Source organism: Streptomyces sp. NRRL B-3229, assembly GCF_000719505.1.
Lineage (GTDB): Bacteria > Actinomycetota > Actinomycetes > Streptomycetales > Streptomycetaceae > Streptomyces > Streptomyces griseorubiginosus.
Map to the genome: position 1 here is coordinate 1 of NZ_JOGP01000016.1, position 12,427 is coordinate 12,427.

The 12,427-nt window shown below is 70.5% G+C and carries 10 protein-coding genes; 6 read left to right on the forward strand and 4 right to left on the reverse strand.

All coding sequences use genetic code 11. The features are described 5' to 3' along the window. Positions 1 to 158: 158 nt before the first annotated feature. The 3 genes from IF54_RS0124660 (at position 159) to IF54_RS0124670 (ending at position 2,906) form a co-directional block, all read left to right on the forward strand. Positions 159 to 455: a hypothetical protein gene (locus IF54_RS0124660; RefSeq protein ID WP_030322281.1), complete on the forward strand. Its 297-nt coding sequence runs from the start codon at positions 159 to 161 to the stop codon at positions 453 to 455. Between the two features lie 196 nt (positions 456 to 651). Then, positions 652 to 1,686, forward strand: a complete 1,035-nt coding sequence (locus IF54_RS0124665; protein WP_030322283.1) for a phosphotransferase family protein — start codon at positions 652 to 654, stop codon at positions 1,684 to 1,686. A gap of 5 nt (positions 1,687 to 1,691) precedes the next feature. Next, positions 1,692 to 2,906: an acyl-CoA dehydrogenase family protein gene (locus tag IF54_RS0124670; protein ID WP_030322284.1), complete on the forward strand. Its 1,215-nt coding sequence runs from the start codon at positions 1,692 to 1,694 to the stop codon at positions 2,904 to 2,906. 7 nt (positions 2,907 to 2,913) lie between these two features. Here IF54_RS0124670 and IF54_RS0124675 read toward each other — a convergent pair whose 3' ends face one another. The 3 genes from IF54_RS0124675 to IF54_RS0124685 are packed head-to-tail and all read right to left on the reverse strand — an operon-like array spanning position 2,914 to position 5,959. Further along, complete coding sequence (locus tag IF54_RS0124675; protein WP_030322286.1) at positions 2,914 to 3,507, reverse strand: TetR/AcrR family transcriptional regulator; 594 nt, start codon at positions 3,505 to 3,507, stop codon at positions 2,914 to 2,916. A gap of 26 nt (positions 3,508 to 3,533) precedes the next feature. Then, positions 3,534 to 5,201 carry a class I adenylate-forming enzyme family protein gene (locus IF54_RS0124680; RefSeq protein WP_030322288.1) on the reverse strand — a complete coding sequence of 556 codons (1,668 nt, stop codon included), beginning with the start codon at positions 5,199 to 5,201 and terminating at the stop codon, positions 3,534 to 3,536. Further along, a complete protein-coding gene (locus tag IF54_RS0124685; RefSeq protein ID WP_030322289.1) occupies positions 5,198 to 5,959 on the reverse strand; it encodes an SDR family oxidoreductase in 762 nt (253 codons plus the stop codon). The genes IF54_RS0124680 and IF54_RS0124685 overlap by 4 nt, the downstream gene beginning before the upstream one ends. Positions 5,960 to 6,123: 164 nt before the next feature. Between IF54_RS0124685 and IF54_RS0124690 the strand changes: the two genes are divergently transcribed. Then, complete coding sequence (locus IF54_RS0124690; protein WP_030322291.1) at positions 6,124 to 7,356, forward strand: exo-beta-N-acetylmuramidase NamZ domain-containing protein; 1,233 nt, start codon at positions 6,124 to 6,126, stop codon at positions 7,354 to 7,356. Between the two features lie 73 nt (positions 7,357 to 7,429). Continuing rightward, positions 7,430 to 8,746, forward strand: a complete 1,317-nt coding sequence (locus IF54_RS0124695) for a hypothetical protein (RefSeq protein ID WP_030322293.1) — start codon at positions 7,430 to 7,432, stop codon at positions 8,744 to 8,746. Between the two features lie 32 nt (positions 8,747 to 8,778). Here the strand turns inward: IF54_RS0124695 and IF54_RS0124700 are convergent, their stop codons facing one another. Beyond that, a complete protein-coding gene (locus IF54_RS0124700; RefSeq protein ID WP_030322295.1) occupies positions 8,779 to 11,592 on the reverse strand; it encodes a penicillin acylase family protein in 2,814 nt (937 codons plus the stop codon). A 222-nt stretch (positions 11,593 to 11,814) separates the two neighbouring features. On the opposite strand from IF54_RS0124700, the gene IF54_RS0124705 reads away from it, so the two are divergent. Further along, entirely contained in the window at positions 11,815 to 12,417 is a 603-nt protein-coding gene (locus IF54_RS0124705) for a hypothetical protein (RefSeq protein ID WP_028809923.1), read from the forward strand. Positions 12,418 to 12,427: the final 10 nt, after the last annotated feature.

Sequence of the window (12,427 nt, forward strand, 5' to 3'; positions counted from 1 at the left end):
GCGACCAGCCCCCACCCACCCGCACCCACCCCGCAACCGCACGCCCCCACCACCCACGCTCCACCACCCCCACGCCACACCACCCGAATCGCCCCATATGCCCCCTTCCCGTGGCACCCTGTCCGACGTCATCGCCCGCCACCCCGAAGGGACGCATCATGACCACCCTCCACCACGAGCACGCCTCCCACACCCACGACCACGGCCCCGGCTGCGGTCACACCGAGGTGCCGCACGAGGGGCACGTCGACTACGCGCACGACGGGCACCTGCACCGCGCGCACGACGGCCACTGGGACGAGTGCGAGGCCGGAGAACACGTCTCCCACGACGGTCACGAGCACCGGCACGGCCAGGACTGCGGACACGAGAGCGTCCTGCACGGCGACCATGTCGACTACCTCCATGACGGCCACCGCCACGCCGCGCACGAAGGCCACTGGGATGACCACTGACCCGACCGGAGAACCGGAGAACCGGAGTACCGGAGAACCGGAGAACAGCGGGAAGACTCCGCCGACAGCTCCCCGCCGCACCCCGCAGGGAGCTGTCGGCCTATCGTGGGCCGGATCACGTTCACCCCCACCTCTGGACGACATACCGACCAGTCGGCATGATGGTCGCAACCGTTCACGCGCGTAAGGAGCCCCGATGAGCCCCGACCATCCGCCAGGCCTCGACCTCGACCGGCTGCGCGGCCTGCTCGACCGCGAGCGGCCCGGCCTGGTGCAGGGCCCCCTCACCGGACGGCTGATCGAGGGCGGACGGTCGAACCTCACCTACGCGGTCTCGGACGGCAGCGCGCGATGGGTCGTACGACGGCCCCCGCTCGGCCATGTCCTGGCCACCGCGCACGACATGAAGCGCGAGCACCGGGTCATCAGCGCCCTGCACCCCACCGAGGTACCGGTCCCGAAGCCGGTCCTGCTGTGCGAGGACGAGGAAGTCATCGGATCGCCCTTCTACGTCATGGAGTTCGTCGAGGGCACCCCGTACCGCACCGCCGACCAGCTCGCCCCCCTCGGCCCCGAGCGCACCCGCGACGCGGTGCTCTCCCTCGTCGACACCCTCGTGGAGCTGCACGCGGTGGAGCCCGCCGAGGTCGGCCTCGCGGACTTCGGGCGCCCCGAGGGCTTCCTGGACCGCCAGCTGCGCCGCTGGGGCAAGCAGCTGGACGCCTCCCGCAACCGCGACCTGGCCGGCATCGACGAGCTGCACGCGGCCCTCGGCCGTCACCTCCCCGAGTCCCCCGCGGCCACGGTCGTGCACGGCGACTACCGGCTCGACAACGTCCTGATGGGCGACGACGACCGCATCAAGGCGATCCTCGACTGGGAGATGTCGACCCTCGGCGACCCGCTCACCGACCTCGGTCTGCTGGTGATGTACAGCATGCCGCTCGGCATGCCCGACTCCCCCGTCTCCACGACCGCGGAGGCCCCCGGCCACCCGGACCCCACCGAGCTGGTCGCGCGCTACGCCGAGCGCTCCGGGCGGGACGTGACGGCGGTGTCCTGGTACACGGCGTTCGCGTGGTTCAAGCTCGCCGTGATCCTGGAGGGCATCCACTACCGCTACACCCTCGGCCAGACGGTCGGCCGGGGCTTCGACCGCATCGGGGACCTCGTCCCGGTCTTCATCCGGCACGGTCTGACCACTCTTCACGACGGCATCCAGGAAGGCTGACCCGCATGGACTTCGCGTTCGACGCACGCACCGAGGAACTGCGCGCCAAGCTGCTCGCCTTCATGGACGAGTACGTCTACCCCGCCGAGGCCGTCGCGGAGGAGCAGCGGGCCGAGCTCGCCTCACCGTGGGACACGCCGGCCGTGGTGGAGGAGCTGAAGGCGGAGGCGCGCAGGCAGGGCCTGTGGAACCTCTTCCTGCCCGACGCCGAGTACGGCGCGGGGCTCACCAACCTCCAGTACGCGCCCCTCGCCGAGATCACCGGCCGCTCCCCGCAGCTCGCGCCCACCGCGCTGAACTGCGCCGCGCCGGACACCGGCAACATGGAGGTGCTGAGCCAGTTCGGCGACGAGCGGCAGAAGAAGCAGTGGCTGGAACCGCTGCTGGCCGGTGAGATCCGCTCGGCGTTCGCGATGACCGAGCCGGAGGTGGCCTCCTCGGACGCCACCAACATCACCACGTACATCGAGCGCGAGGGCGACGAGTACGTCGTCACGGGCCGCAAGTGGTACATCTCCGGGGCGATGAACCCGGACTGCAAGATCTTCATCGTGATGGGCAAGACCGACCCGGACGGCACGGACATCCGCCGCCAGCAGTCGATGATCCTGGTCCCGCGGGACACCCCCGGCGTCACGGTCGAGCGCGCGATGAAGGTCTTCGGCTACGAGGACCACTACCACGGCGGCCACGCCGAGGTGATCTTCGACCACGCGCGCGTACCGGCCTCGAACCTGATCGGCGAGGAGGGCGGCGGCTTCGCCATCGCCCAGGCCCGTCTGGGCCCGGGCCGGATCCACCACTGCATGCGGCTGATCGGCATGGCCGAGCGGGCGATCGAGCTGATGTGCCGCCGGGCGGTGTCCCGTACCGCCTTCGGCAAGGCGCTGGCCCAGCAGGGCGTGGTCCACAACTGGATCGCCGACGCGCGCGTGACCGTCGAGCAGCTTCGGCTGCTGGTCCTGAAGACGGCCTGGCTGATGGACACCGTCGGCAACCGGGGTGCCCACACCGAGATCCAGTCCATCAAGATCGCCACGCCCCGCGCGGTCGTCGACATCATCGACCGGGCCATCCAGCTGCACGGCGCGGGCGGGGTCAGCCAGGACTTCCCCCTGGCCGAGCTCTACGCCGGCGCCCGCACCCTGATGATCGCGGACGGCCCGGACGAGGTGCACCAGCGCTCACTGGCCCGGCGGGAGCTGAAGAAGTACCTGTGACGGGCCGCTAGGGCCGCAGGGCCCGCAGCAGCAGGTCGGCCAGGTGGTCGGCCACCTCCTGCGGGCCCATCGGTCCGTCCGGGCGGTACCAGGTGGACAGGTGGTGGACGGACCCGAAGTGGTAGTCCACCACCAGGTCGGCCGGGGTAGCCGTGGAGAAGACCCCCGCCGCCTGGCCCTCCTCGATCAGCGCCCGGAACCGCTCGTGGTACTTGCGCCGCTCGGCCCGCACCTGCTTGTTCTTCTCCGGGCTGAGGTGGTGCATCGACCGGAAGAAGATCATCGCGTCGTCGAGGTTCTCGATGGTGGTCACGACGACGTCGGCGGCCGCCGCCCGCAGCCGCTTCTCGATCGGCTCGTCGGTGCCCGCGAGCGCGTCGAGGCGCTCCTGCTGCACGCGCAGCACGCGCGCGTACACCTCGTGCAGGAGGTCGTCCTTGGAGCCGAAGTAGTGGTATAGCGCCCCCTTGGTGACGCCGGCCGCCTCGACGATCTCCTGCACCGAGGTGCGGTCGTAGCCCTGCTCGGCGAAGAGCCGGGTGGCGGCGGCCAGCAGCCGCTGCGGGACGGGCGTACCGTCTCCGTCGGTCGTCCTGGGCACTGTGCCGCCACCTGCCTTCCTGGAGGTCATTCACTGCCTTGCGGTCGGGAACGCAGTTCCCGACGGAGGATCTTCCCACTTGCCGTCTTGGGCAGGTCGGTCAGTATCTCCACGTGCCGCGGGTATTTGTAGGCGGCCAGTCTCTCCTTGCACCAGGCGGCGAGTGCACCGGGGTCGGTTTCGGCACCCGGACGGAGGCTGATGTACGCCTTGACGGTCTCCCCGCGGTACCCGTCGGGCACCCCGACGACGGCCGCCTCGCGCACCGCCGGGTGCGTGTAGAGCACGTCCTCGACCTCGCGCGGCCACACCTTGAAGCCGGACGCGTTGATCATGTCCTTCTTGCGGTCGACGACGTAGAGCCAGCCCTGCGGGTCCATGAACCCGATGTCGCCCGTGCGCAGTTCGCCGTCCGGGAAGGTCTCGGCGGTGGCGTCGGGCCGCCGCCAGTACCCGGGCACGACCTGCGGCCCCCGTACGACGATCTCGCCCTGCTCCCCGAAGGGCACCTCGGCACCCTGGTCGTCGACGATGCGGACGACGGTGTCGGGACCCGGCACGCCCACCGCGAGCGTCCCGGACACCGGGTCGACCGGCGCCTCCAGCTGGGGCGGCACGGACGCGCAGGGCGCGGTGCACTCGGTGAGTCCGTAGCCGTTGCGGATGTACGGCCCGAAGCCGGCCCGGAACTTCTCCACCAGGGCGGGCGGCAGCGGGGCCCCGCCGGAGGAGATGTTGACGAAGGACGAGAAGTGCTCGCGGGTCACGTCCGGGTGGGCGGCCAGGGCCATGAACGCGGTCGAGGGGCCCACGGTGTAGTGCGGCCGGTGCTCGGCGAACGCCTCCAGGACCACGCCCGCCTCGAAGCGGTACGCCAGCACGAGCGTGCCCACGCTGTTCAGACACGCCCCGAGCTGGCAGACCATCCCGGTGATGTGGAACAGGGGTGCGAGCGCGAAGTAGACGGGCGCGTCGGGCAGCGCGAGCCCGGTCCGCTGCCGCTCCGCGTTGTACATGATGTTGCCGTGCGTGTTGGTGGCCCCCTTGGGGGTGCCGCTGGTGCCGGAGGTGTAGCTGATCAGCGCGAGGTCGGCGGGCGTGACGTCCCGGCCCTCGGGCGCCTTGTGCCCGGCGCGGGCGACCGCGACCAGATCATCGGCGTCCGCGGCCTGCGGCAGCCGCTCGAAGGTGAGCACGCGCGCGTCCCCGCGGCTCTGGAAGTCCAGCTCGCACCCGGTGAGCGCGATCCGCACCGGCGAGCCGGCCGCCGTCTCGCGCAGGTACGACTCCCAGGCCCGGTCGGAGCAGATCAGCGCGGCCACCTCGCCGTCCCGCAGCACATGCCCCACCTCGCCGGCTTTGTACATGGGGTTGACGGGCACCACGACCGCGCCCGCCTTCCAGGCACCGAGCAGCGCGAGCACGAAGAGCGGGGAGTTCTGGAGCAGGATCGCCACCCGCTCCCCGCGTTCCAGTCCGCGCGCGGCGAGGTGCCCGGCGACGGAGTCGCTGAGCTCGTCGACCTCGCGGTAGCTCAGCCGTCCGTCGAAGTAGGCGAGGAAGGGCCGCTCCGGCGCCTCGGCGACGGCCCGCCGCAGCGCGTGGACCAGGGAGTCGTCGGGCGCGACCGGACCGCGCTGGGCTTCGCTCAGCAGCCCGAGCCACGGCCTGGCCGCGTACAGCGAGTCGGTCATCGCAGCTCCTCCCACTTCTGCTGGAGGTGGTTCATCCCGGCGAGCCACCGGTCGGGCGTGGCGGCCCGCGCCTGGTAGTACTCGGCGACCTCCGGATGCGGGAGGATCAGGAACCGGTCCTCCTCGATCCCCCGGAACAGCGCCTCCGCCACGTCCTCCGGCTCCACGGCGGTCGGCTTCAGCACCAGGTCCCCCGCGCTCCCGGTGGCGGCGAGCATGTCGGTGCGCACACCCTGCGGACAGATCGCGTGCACCTTGATCCCGCGGTGCCGGTACGTCAGCGACAGGTACTCGGCGAAGGCGAGCGCCCCGTGCTTGGTCACGGCATAGGGAGCCGCCCCGATCATGGTCAGCAGCCCGGCCGCGGACACGGTCGACACGAACCGCCCGCTCCCCCGCTCCAGCCACCCCGGGAGCAGCGCGTTGGCGGCCCGCACATGGGCCATCACGTTGACGTCCCAGGAGGTGGCCCAGGCACTCTCGTCGAGCGGGTCCCCGCCGAAGGCGACACCGGCGTTGGCGCAGTAGACGTCGACCACCCCGTCCAGGGCGTCGAGAGCGTCGGGGACCACGGCGGAGGCGTCCCCGGCGACGACGATCCCGCCGATCTCCTCGGCGACGGCCTTGGCCCGCCCGGCGTCCAGGTCGTTGACGACGACCCGAGCCCCTTCCGCAGCGAACCTCCGGGCCAGCGCAGCCCCGATGCCACCTCCCGCCCCGGTCACAACCACTCCGGCACCTTGCAAGGCTCCCACCATCGGTCTCCTTCGACTGCGGCTCGACTGCCCGGCCAGACTAACCGGTCGGTATGTCGGAAGGAAGGGTGACAGGAGCGCCCCTTTAGGGCGCGGGGAACTGCGCGACCAGCCACGAAGCACCCGCAGCCTCCCCACAACCGGCGGGAGCGCATACCGTGCCCCCCATGCGCCTATCCAGACGAGCTCTCCTCGCAGCGACAACGGCAGCAGCTTCACTCACCTCCGCCCCACCGTCCTCCGCGGCCCGGCACAAGAAACGCACCGGATTCGAGAACCTCGCCGCATCCGGCTACGAACAACTCCGCGGCCAGCGCATCGGCATCGTCACCAACCCCACCGGCGTCACCCGGGACGTCCACCACATCGTCGACGTGATGCACGCAGACGAAAGAGTGAACCTCGGGGCCGTCTTCGGCCCAGAACACGGCTTCCGCGGCACCGCCCAGGCCGGCGGTTCCGAGGGCCGCTACGACGACCCCGCGACCGGCCTGCCCGTCTACGACACCTACCTGAAGAGCGGCCAGGCCCTCGCCGACATCTTCACCGCCTCCGCCGTGGACACGGTCGTCTTCGACATCCAGGACGTCGGCGCCCGCTTCTACACCTACATCTGGACGCTGTACGACTGCATGGAGGCCGCCCGGCTCGCCGGGAAGCGGTTCGTCGTCCTGGACCGCCCCAACCCCGTCACCGGCCGCCGCGCCCAAGGCCCGGTCCTGCACAGGGAGTTCGCGACCTTCGTGGGCCGGCAGCCCATCTCCCAGGCGCACGGCATGACGGTCGCGGAACTGGCCCGCCTCTTCAACGCCGAGTTCCTCACCACCCCGGTGGCCCTGGACACCGTCCTGATGACCGGCTGGCGGCGCGAGGAGTTCTACGACGCCTGGGACCTCCCCTGGGTCCCACCGAGCCCGAACATGCCCACCCCGGACACGGCGCTCGTCTACTCCGGGACCTGTCTCTTCGAGGGTACGAACCTCTCCGAGGGCCGCGGCACCACCCGCCCCTTCGAACTCCTCGGCGCGGAGGGCCTGGACGGCCGCTGGGCCGCCGCCGCGAACGAACTGGGCCTGCCCGGCGTGCACTTCAGGGAGGCCTACTTCGCCCCCACGTTCTCCAAGTTCCAGGGGAAGACGATCGGCGGGGTGCAGATCCACGTCCACGACAGGCCGGCGTACGACCCCGTCCGCACCGGCATCGGCCTGCTCGTGACCGCCAGAAGGACGTGGTCAGACTTCGCCTGGCGCCCGGACAACTGGATCGACAAGCTCACCGGCTCCACCCGGGTCCGCACGATGATCGACGCCGGCGCGAGCACGGACGAGGTCGTCGGCGGCTGGCAGGACGAGCTGAGGGCGTTCCGGCGGATTCGAAAGAATTACCTCCTCTACGGATGAGCCGTGACGTATGGCCAACTTCACCTGGTAGCAGGACGATACGCACCACTGCGGGGGACGAGGTGGGTGCGTGATGGTGGATCCGGCGATGAGCGTGACGCCGTACTGGGAGCTGACGTTCGACGCGGACGGCGACCCGGACTCCGGCCGGCGGGACCGACTGCTCGCGGAGGTGGTGGATCGGGGCGTCAGGGACCTGGTCGTCTTCGCGCACGGCTGGAACAGCGACCGCTCGGGTGCGACCCGGCTCTACAGCCATTTCTTCGCCCCGTTCCCGGAGTTCGCGCCGGCGGCCGGGCTCGGGTACGTGGGGGTCGTATGGCCGTCGATGCGGTTCTCGGACGAGCCGATCCCGGACTTCCCGCGGGCCGTGGCCGCCGAGCTGCCGCCACGTCCGGTGCTGGACAAGGACACCCGGCACGCCCTCCTGGAGACCTTCCCCGGCCGGGCCACGGTGATCGACCGGTTGGCCCAGCTGCTGGATCAACAGCCTCGTGAGGAAGCGGAGTTGGCGGAGTTCGGGCGGCTGGTGCGGCTGCTGGTGGAGGTCGTGCCGCCGGGGCCGCAGGCGCTGTTCGCGGCGGACACGCTCGCCGAGGGGGTGCCGCAGGACGAGCCGGAGATCCTCGCCGGGGACACGGCGACCCTGTGCGAGGAGTTCGCGCAGGCCGTTGCACAGCTCGAAGACCCCGACGGGGTGCGGGGGTTCGCGCTCCCGAACCCGTGGGACGGGGCGCACGAACTGCTGCGGCAGGGGACGTACTACGCGATGAAGCGGCGCGCGGGCACCGTCGGCGAGCGCGGGCTCGGCCGGGCGATCGGGCAGCTCGCCGAGCGGGCGCCCGGGGTGCGGGTGCATCTGGTCGGGCACAGCTTCGGCGCCCGGCTGGTGTCGTTCGCGCTGCGCGGGCTGCCGGAGGGGGTGCACACGGTCAAGTCGGTCACTCTGCTGCAAGGGGCCTTCTCCCACTACGCGTTCGCCACCAGGCTGCCGCACGACCCACGCGCGGGAGGGGTGCTCCAGGGGCAGCAGAACCGTGTCGACGGGCCGCTGGTGTGCTGCTACTCCAGCCATGACTCGGCGCTGGGCACGTTGTATCCGCTGGCGTCGCGGATGGCGGGGGACGCGCTGGGGGTCGCGGACCTCGGCATCGGCCGGATGCTGGGCGACCGGTGGGGCGCGATGGGGCACGACGGGGTGCAGGCGGTGCCGGGCACGAAAGCCCTGAAGCTCGCCGACGCCCTCGCGACGGGGCTCCCCGCGAAGGGGTGTGTGAACGTCGACGCGGCGGCCGTCGTCAGACGGGGCGGACCGCCCTCGGGCGCGCACAACGACATCTGCCACCGCGAGCTGGCCCGGCTGGTGCTGGCGGCGGGCCGTGTCCGCTGACCCGCCGCCAACAGGTTCACTTCTCAACGGTGTTACCGGTGCGAGGTGTACTCCACCACCTGCTGGAAGGTCGGACGGTTCTGCCAGCTGATGTTGTAGTGCTTGATGCCGCCCAGGGTGCGCTGCACGATCGAGTCGGCGCACCACTGGTCACCCGCCGAGCACAGGCTGTCGCCCGGGTAGACCTGGGCCGCCGTCTTGCCGGACGCGGTCTTCAAGGTGCTGATGAGGATGTCCCGGCAGGCGCTGAGGCTGCCGCCGCCGCAGTACTTGTTCGCCAGCGGGCCCTGCACGTTCTCCCCGAGCACCGCGCGGACGTCCTTGTCGACGTAGCTCCACCAGCCGTACTGGAAGGAGCTGCCCGCGTGGGAGCCGGTGGGGCCGTGCGCGGCCGACGGGGACTCGTCGACGGGCAGGTTGGCCTGGAGGTCGGTGTACAGGGCGGTGCCGAGGCCCGGTTCGAAGATGCCCTTGGCCAGCAGGGGCCACCACGCGTCCAGGATGCGGATCGCGTCGGCGTCGGCGTACTTCTTCGAACCCGCGGAGGTCTCGGTGCGCTTGCCGCCGGCCGTCAGCCACGTCTGGAGCTTGGTCACCGCGGCGGCGGCCGTGGAATCGGTGACCGTCGAGCTGTTGATCACCTTGAGCAGGTCGGGCAGGACGTCCTCGGCGCGCAGGTCGGCCAGGGACGCGTCCGCCATGGCCTTCACCAGCGAGGCCCTGGTGACCCCGCCCGCGGCGACCAGTTTCTTCACCCGGTCCTCCAGCAGGTTGCCGCGGTGCACCGAGCCGTCGCCCCAGGGCGCGGTGGTGTAGTCCTTGGCCTGCTTGTTGTTCCAGGAGATGTAGTAGTCCTGGTCGATGGAGTTGGGGTGCGCGGCGGGCGGGGTGTAGTCGGCGGTGTTGGTCGTCGGGTTCCAGTTCCGCCACTCGTACGCGGCCTGCGCCCACACCGGGAACTCGGCGTCGACGCCGGAGGCGCGCACCGGGTTGTCGCCGCTGTTGTAGTACGCGGTGTGCGAGGAGTCGGCGTAGAACCAGTTGAAGGTGTAGTTGATGTGCTGCACCGCGCTCTGGAAGGTCTGCGGGCTCTTCACGTAGTCGGGGTCGTTGAGCATCTGGAAGCCGATGATCGAGTCGGCCTCGTGCATGTAGGAGGAGCGCAGGGTGGTGTAGGCGACCTTCTTGCCGCCGACGGTCGCCCGGTACTCGACGGGGCCGTACTTCGTGCGCCAGACCCTCATCGTGTACGACCCCGCGGCGGTGCCGTCGGCCGTGGTCGGGGTCCAGGAGTTCTTCTGCTCGATCTTGTCCATGGCCGTGCAGGTGCCGTGGTACAGGTAGTGGTAGTCGTCCTGGCACAGCTCGACGGCGTAGGTGTCGATGATGTCCTGGCCGGAGGTCGTGGCGGACCACGAGTAGTCCTGGCCGCGGCCCAGTTCGACGTACATGCTCAGGCCCGCGAAGGAGGCGCCGCGGGCGCTGATGCCCGGGCCCTGGATCTCCTGGAGCATCAGCAGCTGGGGGGCGAAGTAGCCGGTCTGGGGCCCGAAGACGGCGACCGGGTGGCCGCTGGCCGTGTACTTCCCGCTCACCACGAGGGCGTTGGACATGCCGCGCTTGGCGGAGGTGAGGGCGTTCCCGGTGGCCGCGGCGGAGGCGGCCGTCGCGCTCTGGGATGCGCCGGTGCCCGTGGCGTCGTAGACCAGCGGCTCGGTGTTCACCGAACCGGCGTCGGGCAGCGCCTCGCCCTGCGGGTCGGCGGGCTTGGTCGCGTAGGGGAAGCTCTCGCCGTTGTGGACGGTGAGGACCGCCTCGGGGTCGTTGCGCTCCCGGAAGGACTCCCAGACCTCGGTGCCCTTCGTCACGCCGTACTGCTGCTGGGCGGCGAGCAGCGAGATCGCGTTGTTGACCTCGCCGCCGCCTCCGGAGCCGAAGAGGGCGCCGATGACGGAGGCCAGCGCGACCAGGTCGGTGAGCTTGAAGTGGTCGATGGTGCCCGCGTTGGTGATCGAGTCCTTGTGTCCGGTCAGGACGTACTCACCGGGGAAGTAGCGGCCGCTGTCGGAGGCGTCGATGTAGGAGTTGATGCCGGCGAGATAGGCGTTGGCGTCGGCGAGCGCCTGCTGGCCCCGGGCGCCGTTGGCCGCGACCGCGTTGTCGATCTGGGCCTGGAGGTCGGCCTCGCTGTAGGGGGCGTTGCGCCAGAACTGCTGTTCCAGGCCCTGGTTGGAGGCGGCGCCGCCCGCGAAGCCGGTGAGCTGGCCCCGGCCCACGTGCCGGAAGACGTCCATGAGCCACAGCCGGTCCTGGGCCGCCGCATAGCCCGCGCCGAACTCGGTGCCGTACCTGGTGGTGCCGGTGATGTGCGGCACACCCGTCTTCTTGTCGCGGACGATCGTCACGTCGGTGCGGCCGGCCGGGCTGAGGGTGGAGGCGACCTGGTCGGAGGGGACCCCGAAGGAGGCGTCGTTGAAGAAGGTGTTGATCGTGGAATTGGTGAGACTCGGGTAGCCCTTGGCCAGGTTGGCGTAGGGGCCGAGCTGGTCCTCCGCGTGGTCGGGCTGGGTGCCGAAGGCCTGGTTGAGGAGGACCTGCGCCAGGGTCGCGTTGCCGTTCTCACCGGGCGGCAGGATGTCGGAACACTGGCCGCCGCAGTAGTCGTTGGAGGCGGCCGCTGCCGCGGTCGTCGCGGTGGCCGAGGTCTGCGCGGTGGCGGAGGTCTGTGCGAGTGGGGACAAAAGACCTGCAACCAGGACGCATATGGATGCCGACTTCAGGAACCCGGAGAGTCTGCCGGGAGTTCTCAGTCTGTCAAGGAGGGTGCGCGGGTTACGGCGAGGCATGGCAGCTCCAACCGACGGGGGGTGTGCGGGGACGTTACCGCCGGTATCCCCGAGATTGAAGATGAACATGCGTCAAGTTTTGACAGGGATGCGTGGGCTTATGGAGGGCATCGGAAATCGGATGGAGCCAAATCGCTTGTCGATACGTCTATTCGGCGAAGTCCGAACGACGACGCCGAAGTGACCGAAGTACAGGTGCAGGTGTGACGGAGGTGCAGGGCGATGGCCGGTTTCCGGAGTCTGGCGAGACAGGTGCGAGATCCGCGGTGCGATCTGGCGCTTCGGCGCTACTCACTGCGCAAGTGCCTTGAGAGGTTCGCTCCTTACGGGCACAGGGCGACCTGGGACCATTTGTGCTCCCGGGCGGGATTCGGTCCCGAGGACCGCTCCCCCGACCCAGCGCGGCTCGTGGCCGCACTGGAGGAACTGGAGGAGGCGCGTTCGGTCTGGCTGGCCTACGAGGTCGAGTTCGCCGAGCGGCGCAAGAAGGAGAAGCACGACGGGTTGCGCAGGCCGGGCAGTGTGGACGACTGGCATCGGCTGACCTGGGGCGGGTTCGGTGTCGCGTGGTGCGACGACCCCCGGGTGCACCCCGGTGAGCCGCTGGCGGAGGTGCTGCGCCGGCTGATCTCCGCGCTGGAGCGCGAGCCGGGCGCGGTGTGCCCGGTGTGCGACGGGGAGCGGCTCGTCTGGAAGTACGAACTGGACCACGAACCCTCGACGGGTCCGGTCTGCGTGGACTGCGGGATCCTGGTGCCGCGGCCCGTGCTCACCCCGGAGGCCCTGGCGGACGCCAGGCGCGGACGGCTGCTGGTGTCGGCCTAGAGCAGGTGCG

Coding starts and splice junctions, on each gene's coding strand:
- IF54_RS0124660 (WP_030322281.1), top strand. CDS start 159: ATGACCACCCTCCACCACGAGCACGCCTCCCACACCCACGACCACGGC.
- IF54_RS0124665 (WP_030322283.1), top strand. CDS start 652: ATGAGCCCCGACCATCCGCCAGGCCTCGACCTCGACCGGCTGCGCGGC.
- IF54_RS0124670 (WP_030322284.1), top strand. CDS start 1,692: ATGGACTTCGCGTTCGACGCACGCACCGAGGAACTGCGCGCCAAGCTG.
- IF54_RS0124680 (WP_030322288.1), bottom strand. CDS start 5,201: ATGACCGACTCGCTGTACGCGGCCAGGCCGTGGCTCGGGCTGCTGAGC.
- IF54_RS0124685 (WP_030322289.1), bottom strand. CDS start 5,959: ATGGTGGGAGCCTTGCAAGGTGCCGGAGTGGTTGTGACCGGGGCGGGA.
- IF54_RS0124690 (WP_030322291.1), top strand. CDS start 6,124: ATGCGCCTATCCAGACGAGCTCTCCTCGCAGCGACAACGGCAGCAGCT.
- IF54_RS0124695 (WP_030322293.1), top strand. CDS start 7,430: ATGGTGGATCCGGCGATGAGCGTGACGCCGTACTGGGAGCTGACGTTC.
- IF54_RS0124700 (WP_030322295.1), bottom strand. CDS start 11,592: ATGCCTCGCCGTAACCCGCGCACCCTCCTTGACAGACTGAGAACTCCC.
- IF54_RS0124705 (WP_028809923.1), top strand. CDS start 11,815: ATGGCCGGTTTCCGGAGTCTGGCGAGACAGGTGCGAGATCCGCGGTGC.